This is a genomic window from Micromonospora olivasterospora (genome assembly GCF_007830265.1).
Lineage (GTDB): Bacteria > Actinomycetota > Actinomycetes > Mycobacteriales > Micromonosporaceae > Micromonospora > Micromonospora olivasterospora.
This window is the reverse complement of sequence record NZ_VLKE01000001.1, coordinates 6,493,304-6,506,710: the sequence shown is the minus strand read 5'-3', so window position 1 is coordinate 6,506,710 and position 13,407 is coordinate 6,493,304. Positions and strand designations below refer to the sequence as shown.

Below are 13,407 nucleotides of genomic sequence, written 5' to 3'. Positions count from 1 at the left end.
ATCCGATCTGGTCCGCGCGCAGCAGAGCCGGACGCGGGCCCGTGACGTGCCCGCTGCCGTCGCGGCCCTCTCGGGTTGCCCGCCCGCCGCCGGTGGCGTCCCAGCCGGTCACGGCGTAGCCGTCCGGCGCAGCATGACCAGGGCGAACACCGGCACACCGAGCACTGCGGTGAGCACGCCCACCGGCAGTTCCTGCGGCGAGAACACGGTCCGCGCCGCGGTGTCCGCCCAGATCAGGAAGATCGCGCCGGTGACCGCGCAGGCGGGTAGCAGCGTGCGGTGCCCGGAACCGATCATGAACCGTACCGCGTGCGGCACCGTCAATCCGACGAACCCGATCGCCCCGCTCGCCGCGACCAGCGTGGCCGCCACCAACGCGGTGACGCCGAACAGCAGCAGCCGGGTTCGCCCGGTGGAGAAGCCGAGCGATCGTGCGGTGTCGGTGCCGAACGCGAAGGCGTCCAGCGCCGTCGCGGCGGCCCAACAGACCAGCAGGCCAACGCCGGTCACCACGGCGCACAGCGCCACCGCCGGCCATGAGGCCGCGGTCAGCGAACCGAGCAGCCAGAACGTCACGCTGCGAGTGTCCTGGGTGTGCGCGTCGGAGATCACGATCAGGCTGGTCACCGCGCTGAACAGCTGTGAGACGGCCACCCCGGCGAGCACGATGCGGGTCGGCTCGACGGCTCGTCGACCGGCCAGCAGCAGCACCGCGCCGAACGCGGCCAGGCTGCCGGCGAACGCGCCGGTGGTCAGGCCGACGGGGCCCGCGCCGACGTGGATTCCGAGCACCAGCACCGCCACCGCGCCGGTGGAGGCGCCGGAGGAGACGCCGAGCAGGAACGGGTCGGCCAGCGGGTTACGGGTCAGCGCCTGCAGCACCGCGCCGCACACGGCCAGGCCGGCACCGACCAACGCGGCCAGCAGCACCCGGGGCAGCCGCAGGTCCCACACGATGCTGTCCGGCAGCGGCAGCAGCGGGCGGGCCGGCAGGCCCAGATGGGTGCCCACGGAACGCAGTACGTCGGCGGCGGAGAGATCGGCCGAGCCCACGGCGACCGCTGCTGCGATGCTGGTGAGCAACAGGAACACGGCCAGCGGCAGAACGTACCGGCCACCCGACCGCCAGGTGCCGGCAGGGGTGGACGAGGCTCGCCTCGCCCCGGCACCGGAATCGGGTGCCGGGGCGAGGGATGGTGCGACCGGTGGGCTCATCGGCGGGCGAACACCACGTAGTCGTCGAGGTACTGCCAGACGGTGCCGACCTCGGCGAAGCCGGCCGTACGCAGTGCCGCGAGGTGAAACTCCAGCGAGGCCAGGGCCTGCGGCGGCCGGTCGGCGAACCGCCGTTCCCGCTCGGCGGCCAGTCCCGCCAGTTCCGGATGACGGGCCGCCTCGGCGTACCAGGCGGAGTAGCTGAGCGCGCCGGCGGCGAACGTCTCCTCTTGCACTCGCTCGTCGTGCCGGCGGGCGATGTCGCTCAGCGTGGGAGCCGACCCGTCGTACCGGAGGTGGTCCGCGTTCAGCAGCACACCACCGGCCGGCAGCAGCCGAGCGGCGGCGGTGTAGACGCGCAGCAGCTGTGCCGGTGAGAGCCAGTGCAGCGCCGTCGAGCTGAGGACGGCGTCGATCCTCCTCCCGGCCAGCGCCTTCTCCCAGTCCTCGGTCGTCAGGTCCACGTCGCGCACCTCGGCCCGGGAGCCGTACCGATCGAGCGCACCCTGGGCCACCGTCAGCAGCATCGGGTCGTAGTCGACCGCGACAGCGGCGGCCTGCGGGAGGCCGGCCAGTACCCGGTCGCTGATCGCGCCGGGACCGCAGGCCAGGTCAAGGATCGTCAGGTCGTCCGGGCAGTGCAGCCGCAGCACGTCGAACATCGCCTCGAACCGCAGGTCACGGTGGGCCACGTACGCGGACTGCTGGTCGTCCCAGAGCTGGAGCAGGCGCCGGGCGGCCGCCTGGTCCAGCGCCCCGGCGGCCCGCGCGCCGGCGTCGGCGGTATCCCGCGTGCTCATCGGACGAACCCGCGCAGGCCCGCGGCGACCAGTTCGGCCGCCTCGACGCTGCGGATCGACGGATCCATCGACGATCCGGACACCGTGATGATCCGTCCGCCGACCACCGCGTCCAGCTTGGATGTCACCGGGTTGCGGCGCAGAAAGTCGATCTTCGACTGGGCGCTGTCGCCGTCGCCGCCCCGGGTCAGGTCGGCCACCACGATCACGTCCGGGTTGCGTCTGGCGATCTCCTCCCAGTTACCGGCGGGCCACTTCTGGCTGACGTCGGTGAACGCGTTGCGAGCTCCGAGAAGCGAGCTGACCGCGTCCGGTACGCCTCCGTGCCCGGCCACGTACGGAGTGGTCGTGCCGGAGTAGTACCAGAGCAGGGAGGGGCCTGCGCCCGGCTGTCCGGTAGCGCTCGGCGCAGCCGTGTGGACCCGCTGCCCGGCGGTGTCCAGCCGGCCCTGCTGTTCGCGGATCAGCTTCTCACCCCGCTCGGGTACGCCGAAGACGGTCGCGATGTCGCGGACCTCGCTGAAGATCCTGTCGAAGCTCACCGTCGGGATCGCGTCCGCCGCGTTCTCGCAGGCGAATGGGGAGAGGTACGCGGGCACGCCGAGCTTGACCAGGTCGGCGCGGGAGCCGGCGGCGTCCGGGGCGTATGCGGACGAGTAGGTCGAGTAGACGAAGTCCGGGTTCGCCGCTCGGACCGCTTCCCGCGACGGGTACAGCTTGGCCAGTACCGGCACCTGTTCGTACGCCGACCGCAACTGGGGCAGCACCGGGTCGGTCTGGTAGCTGGTGCCGACCATCCGGTCGGCGAGACCGAGGCTGAGCATGATTTCGGTGGCGTTCTGTTCCAGCGCTATCGAACGCTTGGGCGGCGCGCCGATGCCGAGGGGAAGCCCGCAGTTGGTCAGCTGGACCGGGCTGGCCGGACCGGTCGGACCGCTCGGTGTGGCGGCCTCGCTACCGGAACAGCCGGTGGCGGCCAACACCACACACAGCCCAGCGGTAATAAAAACCGTTTTCATGATCGGGAAGAGTAGCAGTGGCTCGTCGAGGAATCTGCAGGTGGGGCGCCGACGTGCACGGAAGCACCCTGCGATCGGCACGGGCGCCGTGGCCCGCGAGTCGCCTATACCCCTGTGACGGGCGGTTGCCAGACCTTGCCACCTTCGGGCAGACACCTTCAGGCATCCACAGCCCCGCTGCCCGGTTCACGTGCGAGCAGGGTGGGTCAGCCAAGGCGCCTCACCTGCTGCTCGTGCCGGGTGCGTCGGTGGTTCGGCCGGTCGGTCCGGACCTGGTGGGGTCCCCCGAGATGGATGTGACCCCTGATGGCAGGACGGCAATCGTCTCGGTTTGGCGCAAGGGCAGCGGAAGCCTGGTCGCCGTCGACTTGGCCGCCGGCGACCACCGTCGGCTGGCCGACTCCGGCGACTCCATCAGCAGCCCCGCGATTTCCCCGCAGGGTGACGAGGTCATGTACGTCGAAGGCCTCGGCATGGACTCGGCCACTCATCACACCTGTTGGCGCAGAGGAAGGCGTCGAGGTTCGAGGCGGTTGCTAGTGCGGTGTCCACATACGTTTGCCGGGTTCGTCGGCGGTGAAAATTGTCGTACTGGTGGTGTTGGCTTCGGTTCGTGCCTCGTCGTCGGGATCCGGATGCGCCGCGGGTGGTGCATCGCACCGCTCGTGTCGCGTTGCGGGTGACGGCGGGGCAGCGGCGGCGGTGTTTCGGCCTGCTGCGGTCGGCCGGTGACGTATGGGCGTGCGTGCTGGAGGTCAACGCGTGGCGGCGGCGCCGCCACGACGCCCCGCTGGCGGGCTATCAGGAGTTGTGTCGGGAATTGTCGGCCTCGGGTGCGGGGACTTTCGCGGAGTTGGACTCGACGGGTGGGCGGTCGGTGTTGCGGCGGTTTTCGGATGCGTGGTTCGCGGCGGCGAAACAACGCAGGGCCGGTGACGCGTCGGCGCGGTTTCCGAGGCGGCGGCGGGGGTTGGTGCCGGTGCGCTGGTACCACGGCACGTTCATCCTCGACGGCCACCGCGTGCGTATCCCCACCGCGAGAGGCACCACCGCGTTGTGGGTGCGGCTGGCGCGTCAGGTGCCGTATCCGGTGGAGCAGGTCCGCTCGATCACCCTGCTGTGCGAGGGCGGCCGGTTGTTCCTCGACGTCACCGCCGAGGTCCCGGTCGCGGTGTACCCGCCCGGTGAGGGGCCGGACCCTGCCAGGGTCGCGGGCGTGGACATCGGCATCATCCACCCGTACGCCGTCGCTGGCCCTGGCGGGCAGGCGCTGCTGGTGTCCGGGCGGGCGATCCGCGCCGAGCATCGCATGCACCTGGCCGACACCAAAGCCCGCCACCGTGCCGTCGCCCGCCGGGCACCGAAACCCGGTCAGCGGGGGTCACGGCGGTGGCGCCGATACCGGGCCCGCGCCCGGGCGGTGGAGGGCCGGCACCGGCGGCGGGTGCGCCAGGCCCAGCACGAGGCCGCCCGCGCCGTCGTCGGGTGGGCTGTCGAGCAGCGGGTCGGGGTGCTGCACGTCGGTGACCCCCGCGGTGTGCTGGACCTGCCGGCCGGGCGGCGGCACAACCTGCGGCTACGGCAGTGGCAGATCGGCCGACTGTTGCAGATCCTGACCGACAAGGCCACCCTCGCCGGCATCACCGTCCACCTGGTCGACGAACGCGGCACGTCCTCGACCTGCCCCACCTGCCGCCGACGGATACCGAAGCCGCGTGGGCGGACCCTGACCTGCCCGCACTGCCAGTTCACCGGCCACCGCGACCTCGTCGCAGCGGCCAGCATCGCCACCCGTATCCCGGGCGGCGGACGCACCACCCCCACAGCCATCGTGCTGCCCGGGATGGTCACGCACCGTCGAGCCGGCCGGCACCTCCCCGGCGCTGGCCGGTCCCGACGTGACCCCCGCCGCCCACCCGGCGGCGTGCGGGTCAAGATGGCCCGCTGTGGCCCGCCCCACCGACCAGTGGGGAGTCGCTCGCCCAACAAGCGAGGATCCACAACACCCCGCCGGAGACCCGGTGAACGTTAGTGGACACAGCACTAGCCCTGACGCGGTGCCGGTGGCGGCCTTGTCGCGTGGTCAAACTGGCCGTAGCCGGTGCGGCAGCTATCGCTCGGCATTCGCAGGGCCGGCGCGCCGACCTTCGATAGTGCGCTCAGCGGGCCTTCTTCGTCGCTCGCTTGCGGGGCGGAGTCAACAGGTCCGCGATCGCCGCGATCGCGGACGGCACGAGGCGGTAGTACGCCCAGACGCCGCGCTTCTCGCGCTCGAGTAGGCCGGCCTCGGTGAGGATCCGGAGGTGATGGCTCACGGTCGGCTGGGAGAGACCGAGCGGCGCGGTGAGGTCACTTACGGACGCCTCGCCCTCGGGGGCGGACTGGATCAGGCTGAGCAGTCGCAGCCGGGCGGGGTCGGCGAATGCTTTCAGCACTCCCGCGAGCCGCTCGGCATCGGCGCGCTTGATCGGCTCGCCAGTCAGCGGCGAGATGGCAGGCGTGGCTGTTTTCGCAGTTGGCACGTCTGCCATCGTTGCACCAACACCATCGATATGTCAGTTGAACCAGTACCCGGTCACCGTCAGTTTGCGGGCAGGGAGCCGTTTGACCTGTCCCGGCCGTGTCAGCGGCCGGATGAGCGAGGGGCGGCCCGCCCAACGGGTCACCGGGCGGACGGGTAGCGCCGGCGGGTTGGTCAGGCGGCGGGACACAGTTCGGTGAGGAGCTATTCCACCCGGGTGCGGATCTCGTCGCGGATCGGGCGGACGGCTTCGACGCCCTTGCCGGCGGGGTCTTCGAGCTTCCAGTCCTCGTAGCGCTTGCCGGGGAAGACGGGGCAGGCGTCGCCGCAGCCCATGGCGACGATGACGTCGGAGGACTCGGCGGCCTCGTACTCGAGGAGCTTGGGGGTCTGGTCGGTGATGTCGATGCCGACCTCGCGCATGGCCTCGACGGCGGCGGGGTTGATCTGGTCGGCGGGGGCGGAGCCGGCGGAGCGGACCTCGACGCTGTCGCAGGCGAGGTGGTGGTCTGGGTTGCGGTTGCGGTCGACGGTGCGGTATCGGCCGGGGTCGTGGCGGCGGTTGACGAAGGAGCGCCAGGGGCACCACCCCGGAGACCATGTGGCTGACCCCGGCCCAGAAGCCCCCGGGCAGCCAGGTCCACGAGGGCAGCACCTACCATCGCGGCTGCTTCGGCGACCACACCCACGGTAGGCCCGCCAGCATGTTGGCCAGGGTGATCACGAACAAGCAGACCGCTCTGGTCAGCGTCCGCACGCCATGGGCCACCTTCACCAGCGCACGGCGTTTGTCGGATAAGCCAAACCGTAGGTGGGCGCTCAAGGACCTCGCCGCCAAGATGGAGTGGTCGCGCAGCCGGCTGTCCCACCACGCGGCCCCGCATGCAGGGCCGGGGACTCATCGACAAGGAGCCCGATCCGCAGGAGGCGCGGGGCTGCATCCTGCACCCGACCGACGACGGCTTCAGGATTCGAAGGCCGTCGTGACAGCTGATCCCGCCCGCGTCGCCGCCGCCCGGCAGCTGCTGGCCCACCTCGGCGTCACCCTCGCCGATCTGCAGGCCGACCCCCTGGCCCGAACCTGCCGACCCTCGCCGAGTAGCTGCCCCACGTCATCGCGGCGGCCGGGCCGGGGGGGCCGTCGCACCTACGGGACCTCCTGGAACCGCATGGCCGCCGCCTGGGGCGAGCGCCCCTTGGACGCCATCGCCGCCAGCGACATCGAGGCCATGCAACGACAGATCGCCGCGACGGCCCGGTCACGGCGTAACAGCCGCAGCGGCCGTCACGCCGGTGAACACGTCATCGCCGCCGCCCGCGCCATCTACAACCGGGCCATCGCCGACGGGCTCATCGACGCCGCAGCCAGCCCGCCCACCGGCTGGTCAAGCCCCGCCGGCTACCGAGCACCTGTCGCGCCCTCACCCCCGACGAGCCCGAACAGATCAACCTCGCTGCCCGCGCCAGCGGCAAGGACGTCATCCTCGACGCGCTGCTGATGCGGCTGCACACCGAGACCGCCTGCCGCCGCGGCGGCGCGCTCGGGCTACGGGCGGCCCCACACCACCCTGACCTGGGTCGAACGGCACTTCGGCTACGGCGTCGCCCGCGCCTACGCCGGGCACAGCGACTCCACCGGGCCGGCCACCACCACATACATCAAAGCCGACCTCCACGCCGTGGCGGCCGCGTTAGCCGCCATGAGCGGCCAACCACATCCGCTCGCCGCCGCCGCGGACCGCGTCTCCGAGCCGTGACGGCCAACGGAAACTGCCGGCTACGGCCGGCCGGAGTCGAACGGGTCAGGTCAAGCCGGTTGGAGGAACTCCAGCAGTTGGCTCGTGAGTTCGGCGGGGCGTTCCTCGAAGATCCAATGGCCACAGTCCTCCACGACGCCGCCGATCACGTTGAAGGCGTAATGGGCGGCCTGTTGGGAGACGGCGTCCCCTAGGCTCGCCCGGGCGCCGAGGGCGAGCACCGGCATGGTGAGTTTCGTCTTGGCGTACTCGGCGTTGTCGGCGATGTCCTGTGGAAGGGCGCGGAAATACTCGAAGCTCGCCCGCAGGTGGGCGTCGTCCTGAAGGTATCGGGCGTACTCCGCGACCTCGTCCGCGCCGATGCCGGTCTTCTGCACCTCCATCGAGTCGGTGAACCGATCCACCCAGAGTTCCTCTGGCCGGCCACGATCTGCTCTGGAAGGCCGTTCGGGAGGCTGAAGAACCCGAAGTTCCACAGGCCCGGCCCGCTCGGTGTGAGCGACGGAGCCTGGTACAGGTTCTGGTCGGGGATGGGCGCCTCGGTGAGGACCAGCTTGCTCACCTGATCGCCATAGGCGGCGGCGTACGCGTAGGCAACCATGGTGCCGATGTCGTGGCCAACCAGGCAGATATCCTGTTCGAGCCCGAGTTGGGCGAGTAAGTCGTGTACGTCCCGGGCGAGGTTCTTCTTGTCGTATCCGCTTGCCGGGGCGTCGCTACCGCCAGCGCCGCGCAGGTCGGGCGCGATGACGGTGTACCGCTTGGCAAGCGCCGGCATAACCTTGCGCCACATGAACCACGTCTGCGGGTAGCCATGCAGCAGGACCAATGTCCCACCCTGACCACCCCGTACGTAATTGATCGTGATTTGACCGACCCGCGCCGTCTGTTCCGTGAATCCGGGTGGGATCCGTGCGCCGTCCATTCATCCCCCTCGCAGTCGTCAGTCCGTTTCGCGTACCCAACACACCACGTCGGGATACCCGAGTCGCCTCGGCTAGCGGAGCGGCCGGAAACCGGCACGAAGCTCTTCGGTGAGGAGTTGCGGTTGTTCCCAGGCCGCGAAGTGCCCGCCGCGGTCGAGCCGGTTGTAGTGGATGAGCTTGGGGTACGCGCGCTCCGCCCAGCTCCGCGGCGCCTGATAGAGCTCGTTCGGGAAGACGCTCACGGCGGTCGGCACGGAAACGCCCTTCGCGGACAGGAAGGAAAGCTTGTTCTCCGCGTAGAGACGAGCCGCAGAAACGCCCGTGTTCGTCAGCCAGTAGAGGGTGATGTTGTCGAGGATGTCGTCTCGTGTGAGACCGCCGGGTTGGCCGGCGAAGGCCCGGCAGATCAGTTCCAGGCTGGCGGCGTCATGGTCCAGCATGAAGCTCGCCAATGCGATGGGCGAGTCCGCGAGTCCGGTCAACGTCTCGGGGCGCGTCCCCATCACGAGGGCATAGGCTCCATGCTTCCAGAAGAAGTCGAGCTGCCCGCAGGCGCGCTTCTCCTCTTCTGAGAGGTTGGAGGGCAGCTTGCTGAGTGCCTTGTTTATCCCGGTGATGTCGGACTGGATCAGTGCATCGATGTCGGGGGGAACCGTGCCGGCCATGTTGGTGTGAATGCCGAGCAGTTCCGGGGGCGCCTGCAGACCGATGAGGTCGGTGATGAGCGCGCCCCAGTCGCCGCCCTGGGCGACGAATCGGGTGTAGCCCAGGCGCTTCATCAGTTCGATCCAGGCGCGTGCGATGTGCTCCGGACCCCAGCCTGGCGTGGTCGGCTTGCCGGAGAACCCGTAGCCCGGCAGGGACGGGATCACCAGATGGAAGGCGTCCGACGCGCTCGCGCCGTGTGCCGTGGGATCGGTGAGCGGGCCGATGATCTTCAGCTGCTCGATGATCGAGCCGGGCCAGCCGTGTGTGACGATGATCGGCAGGGCGTCTTCGTGTTTCGATCGGACGTGGATGAAGTGGATGTCGAGCCCGTCGATCTCGGTGATGAAGTTCGGTAGTGCATTCAGCCTCGCCTCGACCTTGCGCCAGTCGTATTCCTTCTCCCAATAGCGCGCGAGCGCCTGGCTTGTTTCGAGCGGTACGCCCTGCGACTGATCGCCGACGGTCTGCCTCTCGGGCCAGCGCGTGGCCCTGATGCGCGCGCGCAGCGCCTCGAGTTCCGCCTCGGGGACCTCAATCGTGAACGGCCGGACACCTGCGATGCCCACCCGCTCTTCGGTCTTGACAGCCACATGGGCCTCCGCTCCTCGCCAGGGCATCCGAGTACCACCTCGATCGGGGCCTACACCTGGTTGTCGCATGAGTTCGGCGAGCCGAGCCGAGACGGGTGGGTACCGAGACGCTGCGCAACTCGGTGGCTCAGCCGCGGCAGGAACCGGTGCAGCAGGGCGGGTCTCAGCATGGTGGCACGACCCGTCTAGGTCATGATTACCACTGGTAGTGACGGCGTGGGGGTGGGCGATTGGCCGGAGGTGGCAGGTTGGCCCGGCTGTCCCGTACCGCGGGTCTGCTGGGGCTACGCTACCCCGGCGGGCCGGAGCTGAACGAAGAGCGGCATGCCACCTGGCTTGAACTTTTCTTCGATCTGGTATTCGTCCTGGCCCTGCTGGGCGTGACCGCGCGGTTGGACATCCGGGCATCGCCGAGTGTGCAAGAACTCGCCGTTGCCATCGTGCTTTACGTGCTCATCCAGTGGTCATGGATCGGCCAGTCTTTCTACGACACCCGCTACGACCCGGACGACACTCTGCACCAACTGCTCGTGCTGGCTGCGACGGTTGGTGCTGGCGCCATTACCCTCGGCGTGCAGCAGGCCCCCTCCGGGCTGCTGCTGCCGGTCGGGTACCTGATCGTGCGTGGCTGTCTGCTCCTGATGTACCTGCGAGTCCTCGCAGCCGACCGGTCCGCCTGGGATCTGGTCGCCGTCTATCTCACCGGATTCGGTACCGACGCCGCGCGCGTTTTGCTGCGGTGGGCATTCGACACGCTGGACCTGAGTCGCGTCCAGGCTGAGACCGATACGCGCAACGTGGCGTCCGCCCGCGTGCTGGAGAAGCTCGGGTTCGTGCGTGAAGGGAAGTTGCGGGAAGACTGCGCCGAATTGCGGGCCTTCTGGCTGCTGTGGCGGTTGCCTGGACCCAGGTGAAGAGCGGGCGTGTCCGCTGGGAGCGTGAACGCGTCCGGCTGGCAGAAGCGGGCTGAGCACGTGCTGCCGAAGGATTGGGTCATCCAACCCGCGGCCGTCGCCGCCTTATTCAGGAGGTCTTCGTGTTCATCGCGATCCTCGACTTCAGGACTGCTGCCACCGACCGACCCGCTGCCCTCGCCCAATTCGACGTGGAGGGTGACCGGGTACGTGCCATGCCGGGCAACATCGACTTCCGGGTCTACGCCGCGCGTGAGGACGACAACGCAGTCGCCGTGGTCCACGAGTGGGACGACGAGGCGTCGTTCGCCGGATACCTGAGGTCGGACTCCTTCGCGCAATTGAGCGAAGTGATTCGGCCGATGATGATCGGAGCTCCGGTGAGTCGGCGCTTTCGCGCCGACTTGCTGGAGACGGTGGCCTGACCGGCGTGGCGACGGAATTCTAGGATCGGCCCTGTGCGAGGCCGTCGATGACCCGCAGGGCGTACAGCTTCGTCCGCACGCTCGCGTCGGAGCTCGCTCGCGACCTGTGTGTGGACCGCCACTACCTGCTCTGCGCCTCCGCCGGGACCCTTCGGCTGGAGGCGCAGGGTCAGGCGTGGTTGCTGCCGCCGGCGCGGGCCGCCCTGATCGAGGCAGGCCAGCCGATCCGGGTGAGCATCCCGCGGCCGGTCACGACCGCGTCGGTCCTGTTCGATACCCGATTCACCCCGCCCCCGCCAGCACCCTTAACCGTATTCGACCTCAACCCGCTGGCACGTGCACTGCTGACTGAGTGCCGCACGTGGGGCGAGTGCGACGAACCCCTCACGGCGTACGCAGAGACGCTGTTCGCCGCGCTCGCCGTGGTGACCTGGCGACTCGCCCAGCAGCCGAGCCCGGTCGTCGTGCCGGCGGGGCGGTCACCGGAACTGCGCCGGGCCCTTGAGTTGACCGAGCAGCGGCTCGGTGGTGAGGTCCGCTTCGAGGACGTGGCAGCCAAAGTTGGCCTCGCGCCGCGGTCGCTGGCACGGCGCTTCGAGGAGGAAACCAGCATGACCTGGCGGGCGGTCCTGCGCCGAATGCGGGTGCTGGCCGCGATCGAGGAACTCGCTGCGGGTGACACCCCGGTAACCAAGATCGCGTTCATGGTCGGATACACCTCACTGTCGGCGTTCAACGCCGCATTCAGGGAGCTAACTGGCCGCACGCCGACGGAGTACCGGGCCAGCTTTCGGCCCTGACCGAACATGCCTCGAAGGCTTCCTGTCGTGATCTGGTCTTCGGACGAGACGCGCGGCTCGAAGCACACGGACATGCCGCAGAGCGGGTAGGCGCTTCGTGATGAGGCGCGGTGAGGAGAACCATGGATCGTTGCCGACTCGAGTGCGTCGGTGACCTTGGAGGCGCTCGGCCGATCAACGCGAGTCCTGCATATCCGCCTGTTCGCTCGCTACGTCGCCGGCCTCAGCAAGATTCGGTGGGTCCACTCCAGCAGACGCGTCACTTGAAACGGGCCGGTCCAGCCGACCGACGGCGCTGTATCCTCGTACTCGACCGCCGACCAGCAATCGTCAAACGTGACTGCAAACTCCCGGTTGCCGGGGGACACGTTCGTGACGGTTCCCACGACAAGCGGACCCTCGGGGTAGCGTCTGGTGATCGCGGCCCGTTCCTCACCCGACCAGCGCGAGAAGCCGGTTCGTTAACCGCGCATCCCGGCGTCCAACGGAAACAGCCGCACCTGGCCGGGCCGATGTTGCAACACCTCGAAGAGCCCCGTCTTGCCGACCGCGGGCCAGTCGGACGGGTCGTCCGGCAGGTGCAGGACGTCGATCCATCCCTGCGGCGGCTGACCAAGGTCCACCAGAGCCCCTGTCCGTCCCGCACCCATCGGGATAGCACTTACGGTGCCTCGCGCCCGGTCGCCCACCGGGAAGGCGAGACGTGCCGCCGATAGCTCGTCATCGCTGGTCGTCAACCGGTAGCAGGACACCGTCGTCGCCGCGGTGTGGTCCGCGTCGGACTGCGGGCCGGCTGGCGGTACTTCGGTGTGGGGTGCTCGCCGACGCCGGCGTACGGAACCTCGACGGGTTGGGCGTCGCCGGGTTGAGCGGTGGTGGACGACGTGGTCGCCACGATGTAGCCGATGGCGCGTTCGGCCAGGCCCTGACGGAACTCGGCGAACTGGCCGTAGCCGGCGTCGGCGGTCAGCAGCGGAGGACGCAGCCCCCATTCGGCCAGTTCGTCGAGCATTTCCAGGGCCATCAGCCACTTCGGCCGGTACCGCTCGGTGTCGGGGACCTTCGACGCCGCCCGCCGGCGGCGGATCTGCGCGATCTGCTCGGCGGGCGGCACCTGCCGGCGGGTGTGTGGTTTCTTCGCCCCGGCCGCATCGCGGATGACCGGCTGCTGACGCAGCCTGCGGGCGTGGACGTTGGCCGGTTTGCCGTCCGCGCCGGCCACGCAGGTGTCGTCCCAGGACTCCGGCACGAACAGCAGCCAGTTCAACACCGCCGAAGCGGCGTCGGTCGCCGCTGTTGAACTGTAGCTCCCTGATTCATCCCCCACGCGCTTGCGAGATCTTCTGGGAATACAAGACAACCCGTACCATGGGTGCTCAATATGTTCTCCGGTCGAAGTTGTACCTTGACGCGGCATCCCTAGTCGACTAGCGTGCCGAAAAAGGATTCGCGGTCTGTGGAGAATTGGTGCCGAGGATTTCGGGTGCACGCTCCGGCTTTCCGGTCTGGCCCTGCCGAGGCGCCAGCAGTCCGCATGGCACGTCGGGGGGTGTGGCGGTAGACATCACGAGATAGTTTTCGTGCCGCGTCCCGCAAACGCTTTCCCTGCTCCGCCGTCGCGGCGCATTCGCGCCCGTTCAGCTTGGCATCACGCTCCGTCCACCTGTTGATGGTCCACGTTTCCGGGTCGGAGTGGGGTCAGGCGCGAGCCAGAGCGATCCGTCGCGACCGG

The 13,407-nt window shown here is 69.3% G+C and carries 12 protein-coding genes and 3 pseudogenes; 5 read left to right on the top strand and 10 right to left on the bottom strand.

Going from position 1 to position 13,407, the window contains the following annotated elements; all coding sequences use genetic code 11:
- Window positions 1–108 precede the first annotated feature (108 nt).
- From JD77_RS29380 to JD77_RS29370, 3 genes are read right to left on the bottom strand one after another with little or no spacing between them, the layout of a single operon-like run.
- Window positions 109–1,215: a FecCD family ABC transporter permease gene (locus JD77_RS29380; protein WP_145777089.1), complete on the bottom strand. Its 1,107-nt coding sequence runs from the start codon at window positions 1,213–1,215 to the stop codon at window positions 109–111.
- Window positions 1,212–2,015 (bottom strand): class I SAM-dependent methyltransferase, encoded by an 804-nt coding sequence (locus JD77_RS29375; RefSeq protein ID WP_145777088.1) that lies wholly within the window; start codon window positions 2,013–2,015, stop codon window positions 1,212–1,214. Before JD77_RS29375 ends, JD77_RS29380 begins: the two co-directional genes overlap by 4 nt.
- On the bottom strand, window positions 2,012–2,998 hold the full coding sequence (locus tag JD77_RS29370) for an ABC transporter substrate-binding protein (RefSeq protein WP_170286595.1): 987 nt from the start codon (window positions 2,996–2,998) through the stop codon (window positions 2,012–2,014). The genes JD77_RS29375 and JD77_RS29370 overlap by 4 nt, the downstream gene beginning before the upstream one ends.
- A 682-nt stretch (window positions 2,999–3,680) precedes the next feature.
- Here JD77_RS29370 and JD77_RS29365 point away from each other — a divergent pair.
- Window positions 3,681–5,066: an RNA-guided endonuclease InsQ/TnpB family protein gene (locus tag JD77_RS29365; RefSeq protein ID WP_145777086.1), complete on the top strand. Its 1,386-nt coding sequence runs from the start codon at window positions 3,681–3,683 to the stop codon at window positions 5,064–5,066.
- Between the two features lie 127 nt (window positions 5,067–5,193).
- Here the strand turns inward: JD77_RS29365 and JD77_RS29360 are convergent, their stop codons facing one another.
- Both JD77_RS29360 and JD77_RS29355 read right to left on the bottom strand, forming a co-directional pair.
- Complete coding sequence (locus tag JD77_RS29360; protein WP_145777085.1) at window positions 5,194–5,565, bottom strand: ArsR/SmtB family transcription factor; 372 nt, start codon at window positions 5,563–5,565, stop codon at window positions 5,194–5,196.
- 194 nt (window positions 5,566–5,759) lie between these two features.
- Window positions 5,760–6,059 (bottom strand): annotated as a pseudogene (locus tag JD77_RS29355) (arsenate reductase/protein-tyrosine-phosphatase family protein); the annotation flags it as partial.
- Window positions 6,060–6,538: 479 nt separating this feature from the next.
- Between JD77_RS29355 and JD77_RS29345 the strand changes: the two are divergent.
- Window positions 6,539–7,054 (top strand): integrase, encoded by a 516-nt coding sequence (locus JD77_RS29345; protein WP_145777083.1) that lies wholly within the window; start codon window positions 6,539–6,541, stop codon window positions 7,052–7,054.
- Between the two features lie 308 nt (window positions 7,055–7,362).
- Here JD77_RS29345 and JD77_RS34445 read toward each other — a convergent pair whose 3' ends face one another.
- The 3 genes and pseudogenes from JD77_RS34445 to JD77_RS29330 all read right to left on the bottom strand — a co-directional run bounded on the left by JD77_RS34445 (window position 7,363) and on the right by JD77_RS29330 (window position 9,536).
- Window positions 7,363–7,716, bottom strand: a complete 354-nt coding sequence (locus JD77_RS34445; protein ID WP_246141380.1) for an alpha/beta fold hydrolase — start codon at window positions 7,714–7,716, stop codon at window positions 7,363–7,365.
- Window positions 7,717–7,727: 11 nt separating this feature from the next.
- Window positions 7,728–8,090 (bottom strand): annotated as a pseudogene (locus JD77_RS35790) (alpha/beta fold hydrolase); the annotation flags it as partial.
- Between the two features lie 219 nt (window positions 8,091–8,309).
- Window positions 8,310–9,536 (bottom strand): epoxide hydrolase family protein, encoded by a 1,227-nt coding sequence (locus tag JD77_RS29330; protein WP_246141083.1) that lies wholly within the window; start codon window positions 9,534–9,536, stop codon window positions 8,310–8,312.
- A 248-nt stretch (window positions 9,537–9,784) separates the two neighbouring features.
- Between JD77_RS29330 and JD77_RS29325 the strand changes: the two genes are divergently transcribed.
- The 3 genes from JD77_RS29325 to JD77_RS29315 all read left to right on the top strand — a co-directional run bounded on the left by JD77_RS29325 (window position 9,785) and on the right by JD77_RS29315 (window position 11,675).
- The gene (locus tag JD77_RS29325; RefSeq protein WP_211372738.1) at window positions 9,785–10,450 is read left to right on the top strand and encodes a GNAT family N-acetyltransferase; all 666 of its coding nucleotides are present in this window, start codon (window positions 9,785–9,787) and stop codon (window positions 10,448–10,450) included.
- Window positions 10,451–10,572: 122 nt separating this feature from the next.
- Window positions 10,573–10,875 carry a putative quinol monooxygenase gene (locus tag JD77_RS29320; protein WP_145777081.1) on the top strand — a complete coding sequence of 101 codons (303 nt, stop codon included), beginning with the start codon at window positions 10,573–10,575 and terminating at the stop codon, window positions 10,873–10,875.
- A gap of 47 nt (window positions 10,876–10,922) precedes the next feature.
- Window positions 10,923–11,675, top strand: a complete 753-nt coding sequence (locus tag JD77_RS29315; protein WP_145777080.1) for an AraC family transcriptional regulator — start codon at window positions 10,923–10,925, stop codon at window positions 11,673–11,675.
- A gap of 461 nt (window positions 11,676–12,136) precedes the next feature.
- Here JD77_RS29315 and JD77_RS32585 read toward each other — a convergent pair whose 3' ends face one another.
- A complete protein-coding gene (locus tag JD77_RS32585; RefSeq protein ID WP_170286594.1) occupies window positions 12,137–12,298 on the bottom strand; it encodes a hypothetical protein in 162 nt (53 codons plus the stop codon).
- A 158-nt stretch (window positions 12,299–12,456) separates the two neighbouring features.
- Window positions 12,457–12,978 (bottom strand): annotated as a pseudogene (locus JD77_RS29310) (transposase); the annotation flags it as partial.
- Window positions 12,979–13,407: the final 429 nt, after the last annotated feature.

Coding starts and splice junctions, on each gene's coding strand:
- JD77_RS29315 (WP_145777080.1), top strand. CDS start 10,923: ATGACCCGCAGGGCGTACAGCTTCGTCCGCACGCTCGCGTCGGAGCTC.
- JD77_RS29380 (WP_145777089.1), bottom strand. CDS start 1,215: ATGAGCCCACCGGTCGCACCATCCCTCGCCCCGGCACCCGATTCCGGT.
- JD77_RS29375 (WP_145777088.1), bottom strand. CDS start 2,015: ATGAGCACGCGGGATACCGCCGACGCCGGCGCGCGGGCCGCCGGGGCG.
- JD77_RS29360 (WP_145777085.1), bottom strand. CDS start 5,565: ATGGCAGACGTGCCAACTGCGAAAACAGCCACGCCTGCCATCTCGCCG.